23 protein-coding genes are annotated in these 23,583 nt (G+C 59.6%); 2 read left to right on the plus strand and 21 right to left on the minus strand.

Going from position 1 to position 23,583, the window contains the following annotated elements; genetic code table 11:
• Positions 1–77 precede the first annotated feature (77 nt).
• From glmS to rpmH, 21 genes are all read right to left on the minus strand, one after another.
• Positions 78–1,913, minus strand: a complete 1,836-nt coding sequence (gene glmS, locus E2H86_RS05790) for a glutamine--fructose-6-phosphate transaminase (isomerizing) (protein ID WP_133325632.1) — start codon at positions 1,911–1,913, stop codon at positions 78–80.
• A gap of 2 nt (positions 1,914–1,915) precedes the next feature.
• Complete coding sequence (locus tag E2H86_RS05795) at positions 1,916–2,692, minus strand: DeoR/GlpR family DNA-binding transcription regulator (RefSeq protein ID WP_133325634.1); 777 nt, start codon at positions 2,690–2,692, stop codon at positions 1,916–1,918.
• A gap of 175 nt (positions 2,693–2,867) precedes the next feature.
• Positions 2,868–4,235, minus strand: coding sequence for a bifunctional UDP-N-acetylglucosamine diphosphorylase/glucosamine-1-phosphate N-acetyltransferase GlmU (gene glmU / locus E2H86_RS05800; RefSeq protein ID WP_133325636.1), 1,368 nt, complete (start codon positions 4,233–4,235; stop codon positions 2,868–2,870).
• A gap of 112 nt (positions 4,236–4,347) precedes the next feature.
• Positions 4,348–4,773 (minus strand): F0F1 ATP synthase subunit epsilon, encoded by a 426-nt coding sequence (locus tag E2H86_RS05805; protein WP_043214185.1) that lies wholly within the window; start codon positions 4,771–4,773, stop codon positions 4,348–4,350.
• A 44-nt stretch (positions 4,774–4,817) separates the two neighbouring features.
• Positions 4,818–6,194, minus strand: a complete 1,377-nt coding sequence (gene atpD, locus E2H86_RS05810; protein ID WP_009684662.1) for a F0F1 ATP synthase subunit beta — start codon at positions 6,192–6,194, stop codon at positions 4,818–4,820.
• 27 nt (positions 6,195–6,221) lie between these two features.
• Complete coding sequence (gene atpG, locus E2H86_RS05815; protein ID WP_133325638.1) at positions 6,222–7,082, minus strand: F0F1 ATP synthase subunit gamma; 861 nt, start codon at positions 7,080–7,082, stop codon at positions 6,222–6,224.
• A gap of 48 nt (positions 7,083–7,130) precedes the next feature.
• A complete protein-coding gene (gene atpA / locus E2H86_RS05820) occupies positions 7,131–8,675 on the minus strand; it encodes a F0F1 ATP synthase subunit alpha (RefSeq protein ID WP_133325640.1) in 1,545 nt (514 codons plus the stop codon).
• Between the two features lie 21 nt (positions 8,676–8,696).
• Positions 8,697–9,233: a F0F1 ATP synthase subunit delta gene (locus E2H86_RS05825; RefSeq protein ID WP_133325642.1), complete on the minus strand. Its 537-nt coding sequence runs from the start codon at positions 9,231–9,233 to the stop codon at positions 8,697–8,699.
• Positions 9,234–9,245: 12 nt separating this feature from the next.
• Positions 9,246–9,716: a F0F1 ATP synthase subunit B gene (locus E2H86_RS05830; RefSeq protein WP_003260032.1), complete on the minus strand. Its 471-nt coding sequence runs from the start codon at positions 9,714–9,716 to the stop codon at positions 9,246–9,248.
• A gap of 58 nt (positions 9,717–9,774) precedes the next feature.
• The gene (atpE, locus tag E2H86_RS05835) at positions 9,775–10,032 is read right to left on the minus strand and encodes a F0F1 ATP synthase subunit C (protein WP_003097235.1); all 258 of its coding nucleotides are present in this window, start codon (positions 10,030–10,032) and stop codon (positions 9,775–9,777) included.
• A 145-nt stretch (positions 10,033–10,177) separates the two neighbouring features.
• Positions 10,178–11,047, minus strand: a complete 870-nt coding sequence (gene atpB, locus E2H86_RS05840; protein ID WP_023383137.1) for a F0F1 ATP synthase subunit A — start codon at positions 11,045–11,047, stop codon at positions 10,178–10,180.
• A gap of 16 nt (positions 11,048–11,063) precedes the next feature.
• Positions 11,064–11,471: a F0F1 ATP synthase subunit I gene (locus E2H86_RS05845; RefSeq protein ID WP_133325644.1), complete on the minus strand. Its 408-nt coding sequence runs from the start codon at positions 11,469–11,471 to the stop codon at positions 11,064–11,066.
• A 149-nt stretch (positions 11,472–11,620) separates the two neighbouring features.
• The gene (locus E2H86_RS05850; protein ID WP_133325646.1) at positions 11,621–12,493 is read right to left on the minus strand and encodes a ParB/RepB/Spo0J family partition protein; all 873 of its coding nucleotides are present in this window, start codon (positions 12,491–12,493) and stop codon (positions 11,621–11,623) included.
• 9 nt (positions 12,494–12,502) lie between these two features.
• Entirely contained in the window at positions 12,503–13,294 is a 792-nt protein-coding gene (locus E2H86_RS05855; RefSeq protein WP_133325648.1) for a ParA family protein, read from the minus strand.
• A gap of 18 nt (positions 13,295–13,312) precedes the next feature.
• Positions 13,313–13,963, minus strand: coding sequence for a 16S rRNA (guanine(527)-N(7))-methyltransferase RsmG (rsmG, locus tag E2H86_RS05860; protein ID WP_133325650.1), 651 nt, complete (start codon positions 13,961–13,963; stop codon positions 13,313–13,315).
• A complete protein-coding gene (gene mnmG, locus E2H86_RS05865) occupies positions 13,960–15,852 on the minus strand; it encodes a tRNA uridine-5-carboxymethylaminomethyl(34) synthesis enzyme MnmG (protein ID WP_133325652.1) in 1,893 nt (630 codons plus the stop codon). The genes rsmG and mnmG overlap by 4 nt, the downstream gene beginning before the upstream one ends.
• A 513-nt stretch (positions 15,853–16,365) precedes the next feature.
• Positions 16,366–17,736 carry a tRNA uridine-5-carboxymethylaminomethyl(34) synthesis GTPase MnmE gene (gene mnmE / locus E2H86_RS05870; protein ID WP_133325654.1) on the minus strand — a complete coding sequence of 457 codons (1,371 nt, stop codon included), beginning with the start codon at positions 17,734–17,736 and terminating at the stop codon, positions 16,366–16,368.
• Positions 17,737–17,821: 85 nt separating this feature from the next.
• The gene (yidC, locus tag E2H86_RS05875) at positions 17,822–19,504 is read right to left on the minus strand and encodes a membrane protein insertase YidC (protein WP_133325656.1); all 1,683 of its coding nucleotides are present in this window, start codon (positions 19,502–19,504) and stop codon (positions 17,822–17,824) included.
• A 2-nt stretch (positions 19,505–19,506) separates the two neighbouring features.
• Positions 19,507–19,752 carry a membrane protein insertion efficiency factor YidD gene (gene yidD / locus E2H86_RS05880; protein ID WP_011536514.1) on the minus strand — a complete coding sequence of 82 codons (246 nt, stop codon included), beginning with the start codon at positions 19,750–19,752 and terminating at the stop codon, positions 19,507–19,509.
• Positions 19,745–20,149: a ribonuclease P protein component gene (gene rnpA / locus E2H86_RS05885; protein WP_133325900.1), complete on the minus strand. Its 405-nt coding sequence runs from the start codon at positions 20,147–20,149 to the stop codon at positions 19,745–19,747. Before rnpA ends, yidD begins: the two co-directional genes overlap by 8 nt.
• A gap of 13 nt (positions 20,150–20,162) precedes the next feature.
• Positions 20,163–20,297 carry a 50S ribosomal protein L34 gene (rpmH, locus tag E2H86_RS05890; RefSeq protein WP_003253163.1) on the minus strand — a complete coding sequence of 45 codons (135 nt, stop codon included), beginning with the start codon at positions 20,295–20,297 and terminating at the stop codon, positions 20,163–20,165.
• Positions 20,298–20,904: 607 nt separating this feature from the next.
• On the opposite strand from rpmH, the gene dnaA reads away from it, so the two are divergent.
• Positions 20,905–22,437: a chromosomal replication initiator protein DnaA gene (gene dnaA / locus E2H86_RS05895; RefSeq protein ID WP_133325658.1), complete on the plus strand. Its 1,533-nt coding sequence runs from the start codon at positions 20,905–20,907 to the stop codon at positions 22,435–22,437.
• Between the two features lie 40 nt (positions 22,438–22,477).
• On the plus strand, positions 22,478–23,581 hold the full coding sequence (dnaN, locus tag E2H86_RS05900; RefSeq protein ID WP_133325660.1) for a DNA polymerase III subunit beta: 1,104 nt from the start codon (positions 22,478–22,480) through the stop codon (positions 23,579–23,581).
• Positions 23,582–23,583 lie beyond the last annotated feature (2 nt).

Consider the following 23,583-nt stretch of genomic DNA (forward strand, 5'->3'; position numbering starts at 1 on the left):
CGAAAATGCCCCGCAGGCGTAAGCCTGCGGGGCATTCAAAGGATGATGCGAGCAACCACGACGCGACCGTCAGCGCCTCACTCCACCGTCACCGACTTCGCCAGGTTCCGCGGCTGATCCACATCCGTACCCTTCAACACCGCCACGTAATACGACAGCAACTGCAGCGGGATGGTGTACAGAATCGGCGCCAGGGCATCGGCGATATGCGGCACCTTGATCACATGGGTACCTTCGCCATTGGTCATACCCGCCTGTTCATCGGCGAACACCACCAGCTCACCACCCCGCGCACGGACTTCCTGCAGGTTCGACTTCAGCTTCTCCAGCAGTTCGTTGTTCGGCGCCACGGTCACCACCGGCATGTCGCTGTCCACCAGCGCCAGCGGGCCATGCTTGAGCTCACCGGCCGGGTAGGCTTCGGCATGGATGTAGGAGATTTCCTTGAGCTTGAGCGCACCTTCCATCGCCACCGGGTACTGCGCGCCTCGGCCGAGGAACAGGGTGTGGTGCTTGTCGGCGAACAGCTCGGCGGTCTTTTCCACAGTGCTGTCCATGGCCAGGGCTTCGCCCAGGCGGGTCGGCAGGCGACGCAGCTCTTCGACCAACTCGGCTTCCACCCCGGCCTCGAGGGTCCCGCGTACCTGGCCGAGGGCCAGGGTCAGCAACATCAGCGATACCAACTGGGTGGTGAAGGCCTTGGTAGAGGCTACGCCGATTTCCGGACCGGCCAAAGTCAGCAAGGTCAGGTCAGACTCACGCACCAACGAGCTGATGCCGACGTTGCAGATCGCCAGGCTGCCGAGGAAGCCCAGTTCCTTGGCATTGCGCAGGGCGGCCAGGGTGTCTGCGGTTTCGCCGGACTGGGAGATCGAGACGAACAGGGTGTCAGGCTGGACCACCACCTTGCGGTAGCGGAACTCGCTGGCGACTTCGACCTGGCACGGAATACCAGCAAGGCTCTCGAGCCAGTAACGGGCGACCATACCGGCGTGGTAACTGGTGCCGCAGGCGACGATCTGCACGTTGCGCACCTTGGCGAACAGCTCGGCCGCCTGTGGACCGAAGGCCTGCACCAGCACGTGGTCCTTGCCCAGGCGCCCTTCCAGAGTCCGCTGTACCACAGCCGGCTGCTCGTGGATCTCCTTGAGCATGAAATGACGATAGGCACCTTTGTCGGCAGCCTCGGCGCCTTCGTGGTATTGCACCACCTCACGCTGAACCTGGTCATCGGCCTGGTTCCAGATGGTCACCTGGTCGCGGCGAATCTCGGCGATGTCACCCTCCTCCAGGTACATGAAGCGGTCGGTGACCTGACGCAACGCAAGCTGGTCGGAGGCCAGGAAGTTCTCGCCATGGCCCAGGCCGATCACCAGCGGGCTACCGCTGCGGGCGGCGACCAGGCGGTCGGGTTGTTTCACGCTGATCAACGCCAGGCCGTACGCACCGTGCAGGCGCTTGATTGCCGCCTTGAGCGCGCCGGCAAGGTCCGGAATGGACTTGAGGGTGTGGTGGATCAGGTGGACGATCACCTCGGTGTCGGTCTGCGAGGCGAACACGTAGCCCAGGTCCTTGAGCTCTTCACGCAGTTCTTCGTGGTTTTCGATGATGCCGTTGTGCACCACGGCAACTTCGTTGCCGGAGAAATGAGGGTGGGCATTGCCTTCGGTCGGCGCACCGTGGGTGGCCCAGCGGGTATGGGCGATGCCCAACTGGCCGATCAGTGGGTCGGCGGTATTAGCCGCCTCAAGCTCGGCGACCTTGCCGATGCGACGCAGACGCTGGAGCTCGCCTTGCTGGGTGTAGACGGACAGGCCGGCACTGTCGTACCCGCGGTACTCCAGGCGCTTGAGGCCTTCGATCAGGATGGCGGTGATGTTGCGCTCGGCTACTGCTCCGACGATTCCACACATAGTCATTGCTCCTGGCTGATCGCGGCACAGATCAGATTGATGCCGCGGGCTTGTATCTGTTCGCGTGCCGCTGCGGGCAGGCGTTCGTCTGTAATCAGGGTGCTCACGCTGCTCCAGGGCAGCTCGAGGTTTGGGATCTTTCGCCCAACCTTATCGGACTCGACCATCACGATCACTTCACGGGCGACTTCGGCCATGACCCGGCTCAGGCCGAGCAGTTCGTTGAAGGTGGTGGTGCCACGGGTAAGGTCGATCCCATCCGCGCCGATGAAAAGCTGGTCGAAATCGTAGGAGCGTAGTACCTGCTCGGCGACCTGGCCCTGGAACGACTCGGAATGCGGGTCCCAGGTGCCGCCGGTCATCAACAGCACCGGCTCGTGTTCGAGTTCGCTGATGGCGCGGGCGACGTTCAACGAGTTGGTCATCACGACCAAACCGGGTTGGCGCCCTAGCTCCGGGATCATGGCGGCAGTGGTGCTGCCGCTGTCGATGATGATGCGGGCGTGTTCGCGAATGCGTGCGACCGCAGCGCGGGCGATGGCCTTCTTGTAGGCCGATACCGGTTGCGCGGTTTCACCGAGCATCTCCTGTGGTACAGGCACCGCTCCACCGTAGCGACGCAGCAGCAGGCCGTTGGCCTCCAGGGCGGCGAGGTCCTTGCGGATGGTCACTTCCGAGGTCTCGAAGCGCCGTGCCAAGGCGTCCACGCTCACCTCGCCCTGCTCGTTGAGCAAGGCCAGGATATTGTGACGACGCTGAGGGGTATTGCGTTTCGACATGAGCGCTTAAGTTTCGATTCGAAAGATAATGGTTGCAATCAAAACCTAAGATCATCGATTCGTCAAGCTGTGGATAAGTTTAAAGACGAATTCGTCCCCTGTAGGAGCGGTAAAGCAATAAAAAAGCCGACTTATGCACATAAGTCGGCTTTCGATCGAAGCAGCTGTGTATAACTCAGCTCTTCTTGATCTTCTCGGGACGCTTCCACCCATCGATGTTGCGCTGACGCGCCCGCGCCACGGCCAACTGACCTGCTTCCACGGTCTGGGTAACGGTCGAACCGGCTGCGGTAGTCGCGCCATCCTTGATATCCACAGGCGCCACCAACGAATTGTTGGACCCGATGAACACGTCCTCCCCCATCACGGTCTTGAACTTGTTGGCGCCATCGTAGTTGCAAGTGATGGTACCGGCACCAATGTTGGTGCGTGCGCCGACCTCGGCATCACCCAGGTAGGTCAGATGGCCGGCCTTGGCGCCTTCGCCCAGGTGTGCATTCTTCAACTCGACGAAGTTACCCACATGGGCCTTGGCGTCCAGCACACTGCCCGGGCGCAGGCGAGCGAACGGGCCGGCATCGCTGCCCTCGCCCATCATCGCGCCTTCCAGATGGCTGTTGGCTTTGACGACCACACCCTTGCGCAAGGTGCTGTTCTTGATCACACAGTTCGGGCCAATCTGCACGTCATCCTCGATGACGACCTTGCCTTCGAGAATCACGTTGATGTCGATCAGCACATCACGCCCAACCGTTACCTCACCGCGCACGTCGAAACGTGCCGGATCACGCAGCGTCACCCCCTGGGCCATCAGTCGGCGGGCTTCACGCAACTGGTAATGGCGCTCGAGCTCGGACAACTGGCGACGGTCGTTGGCGCCCTGCACTTCCATCGGGTCATGGGGCTGTTCGGTGGCCACCACCAGGCCGTCGGCCACGGCCATGGCGATGACGTCGGTCAGGTAGTACTCGCCTTGGGCATTGTCGTTGGACAGACGGCTCATCCAGTCAGCCAGGCGGGCGGCTGGCAAGGCAAGGATGCCGGTATTGCCTTCCTTGATCGCCTTCTGCGCGTCGGTTGCGTCCTTGTGCTCGACGATGGCGGTCACCTGACCTTGGGCGTCGCGCACGATGCGGCCGTAGCCGGTAGGGTCCTGCAAGGTCACGGTCAGCAGGCCGAGCTGCTGGTCGCTGACCTTGGCCAACAGACGCTGCAGGGTTTCCACCTCGATCAGCGGTACGTCGCCGTAGAGCACCAGCACGGTGTCGGCAGTGATCGCCGGCAGGGCCTGGGCCACGGCGTGGCCGGTACCCAGCTGCTTGTCCTGCATGACGAAGTTCAGGTCGTCGGCGGCCAGGCGCTCACGCACCAGCTCGGCGCCGTGGCCGATGACCACGTGAATGCCCTGCGGCTGCAACTGGCGAGCGCTGTGGATAACATGGCCGAGCATGGAGTTGCCGGCGACCGGGTGGAGCACCTTGGGCAGCGCCGAGCGCATACGGGTACCTTGGCCGGCGGCGAGGATAACGATATCGAGTGACATTGACTGGCTACCAATCCGGGGCGGTCAGACACGACCGACTGAGGGGGAACAGAAAAAGAAAAAGGGTAGCCGATGGCTACCCTTTTTCTCAATCTACATGAAGCCAGCGGTGTTAGCCGCCGAACTTCTTGCGGATCTGCTGGACGGTGCGCAGCTGGGCTGCGGCCTCGGCCAGACGTGCGGATGCGGCTGAGTAGTCGAAATCCGCGCCTTTCTCATGCAGGGCCTTCTCAGCTGCCTTGACGGCATCCTGAGCGGAGGCTTCGTCCAGGTCGGCGGCACGTTGCACGGTATCGGCGAGTACCTTGACCATGTTCGGCTGCACTTCGAGGAAGCCACCAGAGATGTAGAACACCTCGCGATCGCCACCCTGCTTGGTCAACGTGATCGGACCTGGTTTCAGATTGGTGATCAGCGGCGCGTGGCCCGGAGCGATACCCAGATCGCCCAGGTTGCCGTGCGCAACCACCATCTCGACCAGACCGGAGAAGATTTCTCCTTCCGCGCTGACGATATCGCAATGGACTGTCATAGCCATCTGCTTGCCTCAACCTGATTAGCGCCCCTTGCGGGGCGCCGGGATTACAGTTTCTTGGCTTTCTCGATCGCTTCGTCGATGCTGCCGACCATGTAGAACGCTTGTTCTGGCAGGTGGTCGTAGTCACCTTTGAGGATGCCGCTGAAGCCAGCGATGGTGTCTTTCAGGGACACGTACTTGCCTGGCGAGCCGGTGAAGACTTCGGCCACGAAGAACGGCTGCGACAGGAAGCGCTGGATCTTACGAGCACGGGCAACCAGTTGCTTGTCGCTTTCGGACAGTTCGTCCATACCCAGGATCGCGATGATGTCCTTCAGCTCTTTGTAGCGCTGCAGAACATACTGAACGCCACGAGCGGTCTCGTAGTGCTCGTTGCCGATCACGTTCGGGTCCAGCTGGCGCGAAGTCGAGTCCAGTGGGTCGACCGCTGGGTAGATACCCAGGGAGGCGATGTCACGGGACAGAACGACGGTGGCGTCCAAGTGGGCGAAGGTGGTGGCTGGCGACGGGTCGGTCAAGTCGTCCGCAGGTACGTATACGGCCTGAACGGAGGTGATCGAACCTTCCTTGGTGGAGGTGATGCGCTCTTGCAGAACGCCCATCTCTTCAGCCAGGGTCGGCTGGTAACCTACCGCCGACGGCATACGGCCCAGCAGTGCGGATACTTCGGTACCGGCCAGGGTGTAACGATAGATGTTGTCGACGAACAGCAGAACGTCGTTACCTTCGTCACGGAACTTCTCGGCCATGGTCAGGCCGGTCAGCGCTACGCGCAGACGGTTTCCTGGTGGCTCGTTCATCTGACCGTAGACCAGCGCTACTTTGTCGAGAACGTTGGAGTCCTTCATCTCGTGGTAGAAGTCGTTACCCTCACGAGTACGCTCACCCACACCAGCGAACACGGAGTAACCGCTGTGTTCCATGGCGATGTTACGGATCAGTTCCATCATGTTAACGGTCTTGCCGACACCGGCACCACCGAACAGACCAACCTTACCACCCTTGGCGAACGGGCAAACCAGGTCGATAACCTTGATGCCGGTTTCCAGCAGGTCGTTGCCGCCTGCCTGGTCAGCGAACGAAGGCGCTGGCTGGTGGATACCGCGACGCTCTTCTTCGCCGATCGGGCCGGCTTCGTCGATCGGGTTGCCCAGAACGTCCATGATGCGGCCCAGAGTGGCCTTACCAACAGGAACGGAGATGGCAGCGCCGGTGTCGACGACATCCAGACCGCGCTTCAAGCCTTCGGTGGAGCCCATCGCAATGGTACGAACCACGCCGTCGCCCAGCTGCTGCTGAACTTCGAGGGTGGTTTCCGCGCCTTGTACTTTCAGCGCGTTGTATACACTCGGCACGACGTCACGTGGGAATTCCACGTCGATGACGGCGCCGATGATTTGAACGATACGTCCGCTACTCATAGCTGGATCCTCTGAATATGTGAACCGTTAAACCGCGGCAGCGCCGCCGACGATTTCCGAGATCTCCTGGGTGATCGCAGCCTGACGCGCCTTGTTGTAGATCAATTGCAGCTCTTTGATCAAATCACCGGCGTTGTCTGTGGCGTTCTTCATGGCGATCATCCGGGCCGCTTGTTCAGCAGCGTTGTTCTCGACCACCGCCTGGTAGACCTGCGACTCCACGTAACGCACCATCAAGCCGTCCAGCAGCTCTTTTGCGTCGGGTTCGTACAGGTAATCCCAGTGATGCTTGAGATCCTGATCCGGGGTTGCCACCAACGGTACCAATTGCTCGACCGTCGGTTGTTGGGTCATGGTGTTGATGAACTTGTTCGAAACCACCGAGAGGCGATCGATGCGGCCGTCCAGGTAGGCGTCCAGCATCACTTTGACGGAGCCGATCAGATCGTTGATCGATGGCTCTTCGCCCAAGTGGCTGATCGCAGCTACGACGTTGCCGCCAAAGTTACGGAAGAATGCCGCACCCTTGCTGCCGATCACGCACAGGTCGATTTCAACGCCCTGTTCGCGGTTTACGTTCATGTCCTTGACCAGGGCCTTGAACAGGTTGGTGTTCAAGCCACCGCACAGACCACGGTCACTGCTCACCACGATATAACCGGCGCGCTTTACAGGGCGCTCGATCATGAACGGGTGGCGGTATTCCGGGTTGGCGTTGGCCAGATGACCGATTACCTGGCGGATACGCTCCGCGTAAGGACGGCTAGCAGCCATGCGCATTTGTGCCTTGCGCATCTTGCTGACCGCCACTTTCTCCATGGCGCTGGTAATTTTTTGCGTGCTTTTGATGCTCGCAATCTTACTGCGAATCTCTTTTGCGCCTGCCATGTATCACCTATCAGGTTAGCAAGCGGGGGCCAGGGCCCCCGCTGCGGCTTACCAGGTCTGGGTGGCCTTGAACTTCTCGATACCGGCTTTCAGGCCTGCGTCGATTTCGTCGTTGAAGTCACCCTTCACGTTGATCTTCGCCATCAGTTCAGCGTGATCACGGTTGAAGAAGGCGATCAGCGCTTGCTCGAAGCTGCCGACCTTGGAGACTTCTACGTCAGTCAGGAAACCACGCTCAGCGGCGTACAGCGACAGAGCCATGTCTGCGATGGACATCGGCGCGTACTGCTTCTGCTTCATCAGCTCGGTTACGCGCTGACCATGCTCCAGCTGCTTGCGGGTCGCTTCGTCCAGATCGGAAGCGAACTGGGCGAATGCAGCCAGTTCACGGTACTGAGCCAGAGCGGTACGGATACCACCGGACAGCTTCTTGATGATCTTGGTCTGAGCGGCACCACCTACACGGGATACCGAAACACCGGCGTTCACTGCAGGGCGGATGCCCGAGTTGAACATGGCCGATTCCAGGAAGATCTGACCGTCGGTGATCGAGATCACGTTGGTCGGAACGAACGCGGAAACGTCGCCAGCCTGAGTTTCGATGATCGGCAGGGCGGTCAGGGAACCGGTCTTGCCAGTGACTGCGCCATTGGTGAACTTCTCGACGTACTCTTCCGAAACGCGGGAAGCACGCTCCAGCAGACGGGAGTGGAGATAGAACACGTCACCTGGGTACGCTTCACGTCCTGGTGGACGGCGCAGCAGCAGGGAGATCTGACGGTAGGCAACGGCCTGCTTGGACAGGTCATCGTAAACGATCAGGGCATCTTCACCGCGGTCACGGAAGAATTCGCCCATGGTGCAGCCGGCGTAAGGAGCCAGGAACTGCAGCGCAGCGGATTCCGAAGCACTGGCAACGACCACGATGGTGTTGGCCAGGGCGCCGTTTTCTTCCAGCTTGCGAACGATGTTGGCGACGGTGGAGCGCTTCTGACCGACAGCAACATAAACACAGAAAATACCGGAGTCTTTCTGGTTGATGATGGCGTCGATGGCCATGGCGGTCTTACCGATCTGACGGTCACCGATGATCAGCTCGCGCTGGCCACGGCCGACAGGAATCATGGCGTCGACGGATTTGTAGCCAGTCTGTACAGGCTGGTCTACCGACTTACGCCAGATCACGCCCGGAGCGACTTTCTCGACCGCGTCGGTCTGAGTGTTGCCCAGTGGACCTTTGCCATCGATCGGGTTGCCCAGTGCGTCAACGACGCGACCCAGCAGTTCCTTACCGACCGGAACTTCCAGGATGCGGCCGGTGCACTTGGCGCTCATGCCTTCGGCGAGGGTGTCATAGGCACCCAGGATCACTGCACCTACGGAGTCTTGCTCCAGGTTCAGGGCCATGCCGTAGACGCCACCGGGGAATTCGATCATTTCGCCGTACATGACGTCGGCCAGACCGTGGATTCGCACGATACCGTCGGATACCGAAACAACGGTACCTTCGTTACGGGCTTGGGAGCTCACATCGAGGTTGTCGATGCGGCCCTTGATAATTTCACTAATTTCGGAAGGATTGAGTTGCTGCATTGCTCTGCTGCCCCTTCAAACTCAAGATTTCAATGCTTCGGCCAGTTTCGCGATCTTGCCGCGAACAGAGCCATCGATTACCAGGTCACCTGCGCGGATGACGACGCCGCCAATCAGGCTGGCATCCTCCGACGCGTGCAGGCGCACTTCCTGGCCTAACCGTGCACTGAGAACCTTGGCGAGTTTGTCTTGCTGTTCTTGGTCCAACGCGAAGGCACTGGTGACTTCCACGTCCACGGATTTCTCTTGCTCGGCCTTGTACAGGTCGAACAGGGCGGCAATCTCCGGCAGAAGCAGGAGACGGTCGTTTTCCGCGGCAACATGAATGAAATTCTGTGCCTGTGCATTGAACTTGTCACCGCACACGTCAATGAACGTGGCGGCCTTTTCTGCGCTCGTCAGTCGCGGGGCCTTGAGCAGGCGCTGCATGGTGTCGTCTTGCGACACCGCAGCAGCCAGGCCGAGCATGGCTGACCAATTGGCCAGTTGCTGATGGGCCTGGGCATGCTCAAAGGCAGCCTTAGCGTAAGGTCGGGCCAACGTGGTCAGTTCTGCCATGATCGCCCTCGCTTAAATTTCAGCGGCCAGTTTGTTAACCAGCTCCGCATGCGCGTTTTGATCGATTGTGGCGCCAAGGATCTTTTCAGCACCACCAACGGCCAGAGCACCCACTTGGGCACGCAGAGCGTCTTTAGCGCTGTTCAGTTCCTGTTCGATCTCGGCCAGAGCCTGAGCCTTCACACGGTCAGCTTCGACGCGGGCCTGATCACGGGCTTCCTCGACAAGCTGAGCAGCGCGTTTCTTGCTTTGCTCAATGATTTCGGCTGCCTGTGCTTTAGCTTCACGCAGTTGCTGACCCGCTTTCTCTTGGGCCAGCTCCAGGTCGCGAGCTGCGCGGTTGGCAGCGTCCAAGCCGTCAGCAATCTTCTTTTGGCGCTCTTGCAGAGCAGTGATGACCGGAGGCCATACGTACTTCATGCAGAAGAGTACAAAAATCAGGAAAGCAACGGATTGGCCAATCAGGGTTGCATTAATGTTCACGCCAACACCTCGCTCGGTCTTTGTCCATCACATCAATCAACTCGTTGGAAACGAGTGATTAGCCGGCGATCTGACCTACGAAGGGGTTCGCGAAGGTGAAGAACAGGGCGATACCAACACCGATCATGGTTACGGCGTCGAGCAGACCGGCAACGATGAACATTTTGACCTGCAGCATCGGGACCATTTCAGGCTGACGAGCAGCGCCTTCCAGGAACTTGCCGCCCAGCAGGCCGAAACCAATGGCGGTACCCAGAGCACCCAGGCCGATCAGCAGAGCAACAGCGATAGCGGTCAGACCAACTACAGTTTCCATCTTTCCTCCCGACTTTTACGTCGTATTGGTTAGGTTTTTAGTTTGAAGCGGTAAAACAAATCGTTTGGTACAGCTGCCCTTGCGGACTTTATAAAGCCTTCCCCCCAAACGAGCGGGGAAGGCTATTCAGACACGCCAGGCGGTCTTAATGGTTATCTTCGTGAGCCATCGACAGGTAGACGATGGTAAGCATCATGAAGATGAAGGCTTGCAGGGTGATGATCAGGATGTGGAACACAGCCCACGCCCACTGCAGCACCACGCCCAGGCCGCTGAGCCAGAGGATGCCTGCGCCGAACATCACGGCGATCAGGATGAACACCAGTTCGCCGGCGTACATGTTGCCGAACAGACGCAGTGCCAGCGAGATCGGCTTGGCGATCAGGGTGACGAATTCCAGCAGGAAGTTCACCGGGATCAGCAGGATCTGCACGAAGATGTTCTTGCTGCCGAACGGGTGCAGGGTCAGCTCACCGATGAAGCCGCCCAGGCCTTTGACCTTGATGCTGTAGAAGATGATCAGGGCGAACACGCAGAAGGCCATGGCCAGGGTCGCGTTCGGGTCGGTGGTCGACACGGCGCGGAACGGAATGTGCGGATCACCGGAGATCAGGATGGCCAGTTGAGGAATCCAGTCGACCGGTACCAGGTCGATGGCGTTCATCAGGAACACCCAGACGAAGATGGTCAGTGCCAGTGGGGCGATCACTGGGCTACGGCCGTGGAAGGAGTCCTTCACGCTGCCGTTGACGAAGTCCACCAGGACTTCCACGAAGTTCTGCAGACCGCCTGGTTGGCCGGAAGTCGCCTTCTTGGCCGCCATGCGGAAGATGAACAGGAAGATCAGACCCAGCGCGACGGACCAACCCAGGGTGTCCAGGTGGAACGCCCAGAAGCCCATTGCCTTGGCTTCTGCAGCCGAATGGGCGAAGCCCCAGCTGCCGTCTGGTAGTTGACCGTAGGTCAGGTTCTGCAAGTGGTGCTGGATATAGCCCGAAGCGGTTTCTGCTGCCATGGTTGCCTCAAACGCCCTAAGGTCTCGAAAGTCTTTTATTCATCAGCAGGGGCGCGAACCAGCTGACCAAAAGGGTCAGCACGAAGACGCCGAATACTGCCAACGGCGCCAATGGCTTCACTCCTGCAAAGGTCAGTGCGAACAGCACTGCCGTCAAAATCATCTTGCCTGCCTCGCCCGCGTAAAACGACTTGACGATGGCCTGCGCTGCCCGGGCTCCGCTAAAGCGGAATGCCTTCCAGGCGAAATACACGTTGGGCAGCCAGGCGATCAGACCTCCGCAGAGACCCGAGTAACCACTGACTCCCCCTTGCCACTGCCACAACACCAAGGTTGCCGACAGAAACACGATGCATTGGGCCAGCAGTACGGGAAAAACCGCCCAGCGATGGAAAGGCAAGCGGTTTGGCGTGCGTATTTCCATCACAACTGCTCCTTCGAAGTCGACCAACAAGTCAGCTATGACTTGGCATAATTTGTGCCGACAAAATGCGCGCAGAGTATAGGGGTGGATTAACCCCTATTCAACTATTGGGTAGTGATTTCCGACTGCGCGCTACAACTGGAATTGTTTCAGCGGATGTGAGCAAGCACGCCTTGCAACTCGTCAAGCGAGTTATAACGAATAACCAACTGGCCTTTGCCCTTGTTGCCGTGGCGAATCTGCACGGCAGAGCCCAGGCGCTCTGCGAGCCGCTGTTCAAGGCGTGCGATATCCGGATCGGGCTTGCTCGGTTCGACCGGATCAGGTTTGTCGCTGAGCCACTGGCGCACCAGTGCCTCAGTTTGGCGCACGGTCAGACCACGTGCGACAACATGACGCGCCCCCTCTTCCTGACGATCTTCTTCCAGACCGAGCAAGGCACGAGCGTGGCCCATCTCCAGGTCGCCATGGGCGAGCATGGTCTTGATCGCCTCGGGCAGTGAAATCAGGCGCAGCAAGTTGGCCACGGTCACCCGCGACTTGCCGACGGCATCGGCAACCTGTTGCTGGGTCAGTTCGAATTCCTGCTGCAGGCGCTGCAGTGCCAGGGCCTCTTCCAGTGGGTTGAGGTCCTCGCGCTGGATGTTCTCGATCAGCGCCATGGCGATGGCGGCTTCGTCAGGCACCTCGCGGACCATGGCCGGAACGGTATCCAGGCCGGCCTGCTGAGTGGCGCGCCAGCGGCGCTCGCCGGCGATGATCTCGTAGCGGTTGTCACCGATGGGGCGAACCACGATCGGCTGCATCACGCCATGGGTGCGAACCGAGTGCGCCAGTTCTTCCAGCGCCTGCGGGTCCATGTCGCGGCGCGGCTGGTATTTGCCGCGCTGGATCAACTCGACGGGCAAGTGTTGCAGTTCTTTCTGGTCGATCTTGACAGCCTGCTCTTCGAGCGCGCTGACGGAAGGACCACTGAGCAGTGCATCCAACCCACGTCCGAGTCCCCGTTTCTTAACGGCCATGCGGATTCCTTAAGTTGTTAGTGCAGTGCGTGACTGACGGCGTTGCCGGCGGACCATTTCCCCGGCCAGGGCCAGGTAGGCCAGCGCGCCGCGCGATTGCTTGTCGTAGGCCAGTGCAGGCATGCCGAAACTCGGCGCCTCGGCCAGACGAATGTTGCGCGGGATCACCGTGTCGTACAGCTGCTCGCCGAAATGCTCCTTGAGCTGGGCCGAAACGTCGTTGTTCAGGCTCAACCGCGGATCGTACATGGTCCGCAGCAGGCCTTCGATTTTCAGCTCAGGGTTCAGACGGGCGGCAATCCGCTTGATGTTATCCACAAGGTCGCTGAGACCTTCCAGTGCGTAGTACTCGCACTGCATGGGGATAATTACCCCGTCGGAGGCGACCAATGCGTTCAGTGTCAGCATCGACAGCGACGGCGGGCAGTCGATCAGGATGAAGTCGTAGTTCTCGCGGATCGGCGCCAGCGCGTTGCGCAGGCGGCTCTCCTTGACCTGCATCTCCAGCAGTACCACTTCCGCGGCGGTCAGGTCGCGGTTGGCCGGCAGCAGTTGGTAGCCGCCGTGCTCGGAGTAATGCATGGCCTGGGTGAGATCGCATTCGCCGATGAGCAGGTCGTAGACCGAGTGCTCGAGCTCGTGCTTGTCCACACCGCTGCCCATGGTCGCGTTGCCCTGCGGATCGAGGTCGATCAGCAGCACACGACGCTTGGTCGCAGCCAGCGATGCAGCGAGATTGATACAGGTGGTGGTCTTGCCCACACCACCTTTCTGGTTCGCGATTGCGAATACCTTAGCCATTGTTGCGTGTGTTCCCAGTCAAGCCTTGCGGCGCAGTATCAGCAGATGGCGCTGGCCCTGGCAACCCGGAACGGTCAGGGCCTGCTCGCTTTCCACTGTGAAGTCTGCGGGCAATGCTACCAGTTCATCGGCAGGATGCAGCCCCTTCATTGCAAGCCATTGCGTCCCGGTGTCGCCCAGATGGCGGGTCCAGTTGGTGAAATTCTCCATGCTGCTGAAGGCGCGGGAGATGATGCCGTCGAACGGTTGTGCAGGCTGGAAGGCTTCGACCCGGCTGTGGATAACCGTGAGGTTGTCCAGCTTGAGCTCCATTTTCACCTGGGTCAGGAAGCGGGTTTTCTTGCCGTTGGCGTCGAGCACCGTCACCTGCCTGTGCGGATGCAGGATCGCCAGAGGGATTCCAGGCATACCACCGCCACTGCCGACATCCAGCCACCGCTCACGCTCGCTGTGGATAAACGGCATGACACTCAGGCTGTCGAGCAGATGGCGGGACACCATTTCATCGGGATCGCGCACGGCGGTCAGGTTGTAGGCTTTGTTCCATTTGATCAACAGGGCCAGGTAACCCAACAGCTTCTCGTGCTGCTCGGCGCCAAGCTCGACACCGAGCTGGCGCGCACCTGTGGACAACTCTTCAGCGTGTTGCGGGGTGACCAGGGAACTCAAGCGCTTTGCTCCAATTCGCGGCCAGCGCCGCGTTTTTTCAGATGTATCAACAACAGGGAAATCGCCGCCGGGGTGACACCGGGAATGCGCGAAGCCTGGCCCAAGGTTTCCGGGCGGGTCTGGCCGAGCTTGCCCTGGATCTCCTTGGACAGGCCAGAAATGGTGGTGTAGTCGATATCCACAGGCAGGCGGGTGTCTTCGCTGGCACGCAGCCGGGCGATCTCGTCTTGCTGGCGATCGATATACCCCGCGTACTTGGTCTTGATCTCGACCTGCTCGGCAACCTGTGGATCGATCACCTCACCCCCCGTCGCCTCGATCAGGCCAGCGTAGTCGATTTCCGGACGGGCCAGCAGGTTGAGCAGACTGTACTCGTGGCTCAGCGGCGTGCCGAACTTATCCACAATGGCCTGGCCCAGGTCGGTATTCGGCCGCACCCAGGTGGATTTCAGGCGTTGTTCCTCACGCTCGATACCATCGCGCTTGGCGCAGAAGGCGGCCCAGCGCTCATCGTCGATCAAACCCAGCTCGCGGCCTTTTTCGGTCAAGCGGAGATCGGCGTTGTCCTCGCGCAGAATCAAGCGGTACTCGGCGCGCGAAGTGAACATGCGGTACGGCTCTTGAGTTCCCAGGGTGATCAGGTCGTCAACCAATACGCCGATGTACGCCTCGTCGCGACGTGGGCACCAGCTTTCGCGGCCCTGGGCCCGGAGCGCGGCGTTGGTCCCGGCCAGCAGGCCCTGAGCGCCGGCTTCTTCGTAACCGGTGGTGCCGTTGATCTGGCCGGCGAAGAACAGACCGCCGATGACCTTGGTCTCGAGGCTGTACTTGAGGTCACGCGGGTCAAAGTAGTCGTACTCGATAGCGTATCCCGGACGCACGATATGGGCGTTTTCCATACCGCGGATCGAGCGCACCAACTCCAGCTGCACATCGAATGGCAGCGAAGTGGAAATACCGTTGGGGTACAGCTCGTGGGTGGTCAGGCCTTCCGGCTCGATGAACACCTGGTGGCTTTCCTTGTCGGCGAAGCGATGAATCTTGTCTTCGATCGACGGGCAGTAACGCGGACCGACGCCTTCGATCACACCAGAGTACATCGGAGACCGGTCGAGGTTCGAGGCAATGATCTCGTGGGTGCGGGCGTTGGTGTGGGTAATCCAGCAACTGACCTGACGCGGGTGCATCTGCGCGTTGCCCATGAAGGACATCACTGGGATCGGCGTGTCGCCGGGTTGCTCGGTCATGACCGAGAAGTCCACGGAGCGACCATCGATCCGCGGTGGGGTACCGGTTTTCAGGCGACCGACGCGCAGCGGCAGTTCACGCATGCGGTGAGCCAAGGCGATCGAAGGTGGATCGCCGGCGCGGCCACCGGAATGGTTCTGTAGCCCGATGTGGATAAGACCACCGAGGAAGGTGCCTGTGGTGAGGACCACGGATTCGGCGAAGAAGCGCAGACCCATCTGGGTGACCACACCTTTGACCTGGTCTTGTTCGACGATCAGGTCGTCGCAGGACTGCTGGAATATCCACAGGTTGGGTTGGTTTTCCAGGATCTCCCGCACCACCGATTTGTAGATGGCGCGGTCGGCCTGGGCGCGAGTAGCGCGCACCGCCGGGCCCTTGCGGTTATTCAGGATACGGAACTGGATGCCGCTCTTGTCGGTAGCCAGCGCCATGGCGCCGCCGAGCGCATCGATCTCCTTGACCAGATGGCTTTTACCGATGCCACCGATGGCCGGGTTGCAGCTCATGTGACCGAGGGTTTCCACGTTGTGGGTCAGCAGCAGGGTTTTCACACCCATGCGTGCAGACGCAAGCGCAGCCTCGGTACCGGCATGGCCGCCGCCGATGACGATCACTTCAAAACGGGAAGGGAAATCCACCACGCACCTCGTGCCTGTTTTGCGAATAGAGAAGATAAGCGGACAAGTATAGGGACTTAACCCCCTGCAAAGGAACCTTCTGAGCAAAATTTGAACAGTCTGTGGATGAGTGGCAGACAACAGAAATCAAAGAAGAGAAATTTATAAAAGCTTTGTTTTTATGTTTATTCTTATGCACAGCCTTTTCTGTGGATAAGATGCTGTATCCCTTTATTGACGTGCTGTACAGAGAAATTAAACCCTGTGGCTTAGCGACCCTGAGGGCTATGGATAACGTCATTCAGCCTGTGGATTAAATGACTGTTTACCCACAAGCGTGATTGTCCTCAACAAAAAAGCCCGGTTATCAACGGAGCTGAAGGTCGGTTATCCACAGACCTCCTGAGGGCGTCATCGTGCCTGTGCATGAAATACCTTGAAGCATTTTTCCGCTCATCCTCGCCATCTGCACAACTCACAGGCAAAAAAAAGCCGCCCCCGAAGGAGCGGCTTTGGTCAGCCAGTGGCTGTGGATTATTTACCGATGCAGAAACTCGAGAAGATGCGCCCCAGCAAGTCATCGGAGCTGAACGCGCCGGTGATTTCACCCAATGCCTGCTGCGCTTGCCGCAAATCTTCGGCCAGCAGCTCGCCTGCGCCGGCCAGGGTCAGTTGGGCGCGTCCGTGCTCCAGGTGCGAGCTGGCTTGGCGCAGCGCATCCAGATGACGCCGTCTGGCGCTGAAACCGCTTTCTGCGGTCTGCTCATAACCCATGCAAGCTTTGAGGTGGTCGCGCAGTAGCTGGAGACCTTGATCATCGCCCTTGGCGCTCAAGGTGATGGTGACATGGCCGTCATCACATTGTTCCAGGGCAACCCGCTCGCCGCTGAGATCAGCCTTGTTGCGAATCAGCGTGACCTTGGCGGCGTCTGGCCGTTGGTCGAGAAATTCCGGCCACAACGCGAAGGGATCGTCGGCCTCGGGCGCGGTCGAGTCCACCACCAACAACACGCGGTCCGCCTCGCCGATGGCTTTGAGCGCACGTTCCACGCCGATTTTTTCCACATGATCATCGGTGGTACGTAAGCCGGCAGTATCGACCACGTGCAGGGGCATGCCGTCGATGTGGATATGTTCGCGAAGAATGTCCCGGGTGGTGCCGGCGATATCGGTGACGATCGCGGCCTCGCGCCCGGCCAGCTGGTTCAGCAGGCTCGATTTACCGGCGTTGGGCCGGCCAGCAATCACCACGGTCATCCCGTCACGCAGCAAGGCGCCCTGCCCGGCCTCACGCTGGACTGTGGACAACTCCGCACGCACGGCATCGAGCATCGACAACACGTGGCCGTCGGCAAGGAAGTCGATTTCCTCCTCTGGGAAGTCGATCGCTGCTTCCACGTAGATACGCAGCGCAATCAACGCCTCGGTCAGGCTGTGCACACGTTTGGAGAATTCGCCCTGCAGCGAGCGCAAGGCGTTGCGGGCAGCCTGGCTGGAACTGGCTTCGATCAGGTCGGCGATCGCTTCGGCCTGAGCCAGGTCGAGCTTGTCGTTGAGAAATGCACGTTCGCTGAATTCGCCTGGGCGCGCCAGTCGGCAGCCGACTTGTACACAGCGCTGTAGCAGCATGTCCAGCACCACGGGACCGCCATGGCCCTGTAGTTCGAGCACATCCTCACCGGTGAACGAGTTGGGACCGGGGAAGAACAGCGCGATGCCTTCATCCAGCACCAACCCCTGCTCGTCACGGAACGGCCCATAGTGGGCATGGCGCGGCGTCAGTGTGCGGCCGGTGATCAACTGCCCGGCCTGGCTGGCCAGCGGTCCGGACAGCCTGACGATACCGACCCCGCCGCGGCCCTGGGCGGTGGCGATGGCAGCAATGGTTTCACGCACAGTGTTCATGCTCGAGAGCCTCTACGACAAAACGACAGATAGCAAAAACGCCCCCGAGGGGGCGTTTTTATTCACAGGCTAGCGTAGTAGCCCGTTATGCAGCAGCTTTTTTGCTCGCTGCTTCGATGCTGCGGGTGATGTACCACTGCTGTGCGATCGACAGGCAGTTGTTCACAACCCAGTACAGCACCAGACCAGCCGGGAACCACAGGAAGAAGAAGGTGAAGATGATCGGCATCATTTTCATCACCTTGGCCTGCATCGGATCGGGCGGAGTCGGGTTCAGACGCTGCTGGATGAACATGGTCGCGCCCATGATGATCGGCAGGATGAAGAACGGATCCTTGATCGACAGGTCGGTGATCCACAGCATCCACGGAGCCTGACGCATCTCGACGCTTTCCAGCAGTACCCAGTACAGCGACAGGAACACTGGCATCTGCACCAGGATCGGCAAGCAGCCACCCAGCGGGTTGATCTTCTCTTTCTTGTACAGCTCCATCATCGCCTGAGACATCTTCTGGCGATCGTCACCGAAGCGCTCCTTCAGTGCAGCAAGTTTCGGCGAAACGGCACGCATACGCGCCATCGAACGGTAGCTGGCAGCCGACAGTGGGAAGAACAGACCCTTGATGAGCATGGTCAGGACGATGATCGACCAGCCCCAGTTGCCCAACAGGCTGTGGATATGTTGCAGCAGCCAGAAGATCGGCTGGGCGATGAACCACAGGAAACCGTAGTCGACAGTCAGCTCCAGGCCTGGGGACAGTTCCTTGAGCTTGGACTGGATCTTGGGACCGGCGTACAGCATCGCGCTGGTCTCGACCTTGCCGCCAGCCGGAACGCTGATGGTCGGGCCGGTATAGCCGATGATGTAGTTGCCTTGGCTGTCCTTGCGGGTCTGGACGGTGTTGGTATCCGACTTGGCAGGTACCCAGGCGGTCACGAAGTAGTGCTGCAGCCAGGCAACCCAGCCACCAGAAACGCTTTCTTTCAGGCCACCCTTGTCGATGTCTTTCATCGACACTTTCTTGTACGGCTCGGACGCTGTCCACATGGCCGCGCCCAAGTAGGTGGCGGTGCCGGTGGCAGTGCTCGACGATGGGTCGGAGCTGGCGTCACGCTTGAGCTGGGCAAACATGTTGCCGTTCCAGGTCTGGGTGCTCTGGTTGTCGATCAGGTAGGTGACGTTGAGGTCGTACTCACCGCGCTTGAAGCTGAAGCGCTTGATGTAGTTGACGCCGTTGTCACTGAACTTGAGGTCGACCACCAGTTGTTCCTGACCATCGGCCAGCTGGTAGCTGCGTTGTTCGGCAGCGTACAGGGGGCGACCGGAAGGACGGGCGTCCGGGCCGTTGGCGCCGGTCAGGCCGCTTTGTGCCAGGTAGACGCGCTCGCCGCCGTTGTCGAACAGCTGGAACGGAATGTCCGGATGGTCTTGGCGACGTGGGTATTTCGGCAGGGTCAGTTGGACGATGTCACCACCGACCGGATCGATAGCCAGGTCCAGGACATCGGTCTTGACCCGGATCAGGTCCTTGCTGGTCGCGACCGGGGCAAGTTCCGCAGGGCTGGATTCGGCATTAGCGCTCGGCACATCGGCGCTGGCGCCGGCGGTACCGGCCGGCACGCCATCGGGCAAGGCCGGGGCTTGGGTGCTGGCAGCAGTATGCTGAGTCGGCAGAGCAGCCTGACCGTAGTCCTGGTTCCACTTGAGGACCATGACGTAGGACACGATTGCCAGGGCGACGATCAGGATCGTGCGTTTAATATCCATGATTACTCGGCTATCGAAGAAGTTCGGGAGGAAGGAGCGGGTGGAACGGGATCGAAACCGCCGTCGTTCCACGGATGACAACGCCCCAGGCGACGAACGGCTAGCCACCCACCACGCAAGAGGCCATGGTTTTCGATGGCTTCATAGGCGTAACAGGAGCAACTGGGGTAGAAACGACAGTGGCTGGCCATCAGGGGACTGATGGCATAACGGTAAAACTGGATCGGAACGAGTGCCAGTTTACGCATTTCGGCTGTCTACCCCTGCGGAATCGGCGTTTGCCTCTGGCTTAGGCCGGCTACGGGCCAGGCGTTTCCAGAGCTTGCCAAAGTGTTGGTGCAATTCCGGGTTTTCTATCTCACCCAATCCCTTGCGCGCGACGATCACGATGTCCAGGCCAGCGAGCATCTGCTGGTTCAGACGAAAGGAATCGCGCATCAGGCGCTTTAGGCGATTGCGTTGAACAGCGAGCTTGACGCTCTTCTTACCGATCACCAGGCCAAGGCGTGGATGATCGAGACCGTTCTCGCGTGCAAGGATCAGCAGGTTTTTCCCTGGAACCTTGCCGGTTGGGGAGTCGAAGACCGCTTTGAAGTGCCGGGGTGTAAGCAGTCGCTTTTCCCGACTGAAGTCCTGACTCACCACCTGTGCCGAAAAATCAAATGGCCAGACGCTTACGGCCTTTGGCACGACGACGCGACAGAACAGCACGGCCGTTCTTGGTAGCCATACGGGCACGGAAGCCGTGGGTGCGAGCGCGCTTGATGGTGCTTGGTTGGAAAGTACGTTTCATGGCGTGTTACCTGGGTTTGTCGACTACGGGCCGGAATGGCCCCCTTTTTAAGAGATCGGCGATTCTAGAGAAAGCAAGCCCATAGGTCAATTTCCAACCAGCCTTTCCTTGCCGGACGGTGTTGCTGAACAGGTAAGTAGTGGACCCTCGAGATGTCAGGCAGCGGTCGGCTTGGGGCAGGCAAGCAGATCGACAAACACTTAAAAAAAGAAGAGACATATAAAAAGCTTTTCTGAAGAACTTATAGATCTTAAGTGGATAACCTTCTGTGGATAACTAGTTGCAGCCCTTTATTCATGGGCTGTACAGAAAATCGAAACCTTGTCGGTAACAGGTGCTGCGCTTGTGCTGGACATGGGTAGAACCTGTGGAACGAATGCGTGCTTATCCACAGGCGAGTTATCAACAGGCTGGTGACCAGGGTTGTGCATAGCCCTCATGGTGGGTTATCCACAGACCTTATTCACCGAGTCGAAAAGACATTTCGGTCGCTAAATGGCTGTTTTGTCGCGATTCCTAGCGTTTCCACATGTGGATAAGTGCGCTCTCGACCGGTACAATGGCGGTTTGTTTTTGCCTCATCCGGCTTTCAACTCAGGGGATATCCGTGTCAGTGGAACTTTGGCAGCAGTGCGTGGAGCTTCTGCGCGACGAACTGCCTGCCCAGCAATTCAACACCTGGATCCGTCCGCTACAGGTCGAAGCCGAAGGCGACGAGTTGCGCGTCTATGCGCCTAACCGTTTCGTTCTCGATTGGGTCAATGAAAAGTACCTGGGGCGTTTGCTCGAGCTGCTGGGTGAGCAAGGCAGTGGGATGGCGCCTGCCCTTTCCTTATTAATAGGCAGCCGTCGCAGTTCCGCGCCACGCGCGGCGCCCAATGCGCCGGTCAGCGCCGCAGTGGCAGCTTCGCTGGCGCAGAGCCAGGCCAAGCCAGCTGCAGCGGTGGCCATGCCTGTGGAACCCGCGGCGGCACCTGTCGCCGAGCCCACGCCTGTCAATGACGATACAGAGACGTCTTCTCGTGATAGCTTCGACGCCATGGCCGACAACGCTCCTGCGCCGTCTGCAACGGGACGTACCGAACAACGCACCGTGCAGGTCGAGGGGGCGCTCAAGCACACCAGCTACCTGAACCGCACCTTCACCTTCGAGACCTTCGTGGAAGGTAAGTCGAACCAACTGGCGCGCGCGGCTGCCTGGCAGGTCGCCGACAATCCCAAGCATGGCTACAACCCGCTGTTCCTCTATGGCGGCGTTGGCCTGGGTAAGACCCACTTGATGCACGCGGTCGGCAACCATCTTTTGAAGAAAAATCCGAATGCCAAGGTGGTTTACCTGCATTCCGAGCGGTTCGTTGCCGATATGGTGAAGGCGCTGCAGCTCAATGCCATCAATGAATTCAAGCGTTTTTACCGTTCGGTGGACGCATTGCTGATCGATGACATTCAGTTCTTCGCACGCAAGGAGCGTTCGCAGGAGGAGTTTTTCCACACCTTCAACGCCCTGCTCGAAGGCGGTCAACAGGTGATTCTCACCAGCGACCGTTATCCGAAGGAGATCGAAGGCCTTGAGGAGCGCCTGAAGTCTCGTTTCGGCTGGGGCCTTACCGTGGCGGTAGAGCCGCCCGAGTTGGAAACCCGCGTAGCGATCCTGATGAAGAAAGCCGACCAGGCCAAGGTCGAGTTGCCTCACGATGCCGCGTTCTTCATCGCCCAGCGTATCCGTTCCAACGTGCGTGAACTTGAAGGCGCGCTCAAGCGCGTCATTGCACACTCCCACTTCATGGGCCGCGACATCACCATCGAGCTGATTCGCGAATCGCTGAAAGACCTGCTCGCCCTGCAGGACAAGCTGGTGAGTGTGGATAACATTCAGCGCACGGTAGCCGAGTACTACAAGATCAAGATCGCCGATCTATTGTCCAAGCGCCGTTCACGCTCTGTTGCGCGCCCGCGCCAGGTAGCCATGGCACTGTCGAAGGAGCTGACCAACCACAGTCTGCCGGAGATCGGCGACATGTTCGGTGGTCGGGACCACACCACGGTGTTGCACGCCTGCCGCAAGATCAACGAATTGAAGGAATCCGACGCGGACATCCGCGAGGACTACAAGAACCTGCTGCGCACGCTGACGACCTGATGGGCGTCGGCGCAGCTTATTGAAGGCAAGGGACTAGACCATGCATTTCACCATTCAACGCGAAGCCCTGTTGAAACCTCTGCAACTGGTCGCCGGTGTCGTCGAGCGCCGTCAGACCTTGCCGGTGCTGTCCAACGTACTGCTGGTCGTGCAAGGCCAGCAGCTGTCGTTGACCGGTACCGACTTGGAAGTCGAGCTGGTTGGTCGGGTACAACTGGAAGAGCCGGCCGAGCCGGGCGAGATCACTGTCCCGGCGCGTAAGCTGATGGACATCTGCAAGAGCCTGCCCAGCGATGCGCTGATCGACATCAAGGTCGATGAGCAGAAGCTGCTGGTCAAAGCTGGCCGCAGCCGCTTCACCCTGTCGACCCTGCCGGCCAACGACTTCCCCACCGTTGAGGAAGGCCCAGGCTCGCTGACCTGCAACCTCGAGCAGAGCAAGTTGCGTCGCCTGATCGAGCGCACCAGCTTCGCCATGGCGCAGCAGGACGTCCGTTACTACCTCAACGGCATGTTGCTGGAAGTGTCGACCGACACCCTCCGCGCCGTGGCTACCGATGGTCACCGTCTAGCACTGTGCTCGATGCAGGCGCAGATCGGCCAATCCGATCGCCACCAGGTCATCGTTCCACGCAAGGGCATCCTGGAACTGGCTCGCCTGCTCACCGACCCGGAAGGTATGGTCAGCATCGTCCTCGGCCAGCACCACATTCGTGCCACCACCGGCGAGTTTACCTTCACTTCCAAATTGGTGGATGGCAAGTTCCCCGACTACGAGCGCGTGCTGCCCAAGGGCGGTGACAAGCTGGTGCTGGGTGACCGCCAGGCGCTGCGTGAGGCATTCAGCCGTACCGCGATTCTGTCCAACGAGAAGTACCGCGGTATTCGGCTGCAACTGGCGGCCGGTCAGCTGAAGATTCAGGCCAACAACCCCGAGCAGGAAGAGGCAGAAGAAGAAATCAGCGTCGATTACGATGGCAGCTCGTTGGAGATCGGTTTCAACGTCAGCTACCTGTTGGACGTGCTGGGTGTGATGACGACCGAGCAGGTGCGCCTGATTCTGTCGGATTCCAACAGCAGCGCCCTGTTGCAGGAGGCTGGCAATGACGACTCGTCCTACGTTGTCATGCCGATGCGTCTGTAACC

Origin of the sequence: Pseudomonas putida, from assembly GCF_004357765.1 — a bacterium.
Classification (GTDB): Bacteria; Pseudomonadota; Gammaproteobacteria; order Pseudomonadales; family Pseudomonadaceae; genus Aquipseudomonas; species Aquipseudomonas putida_U.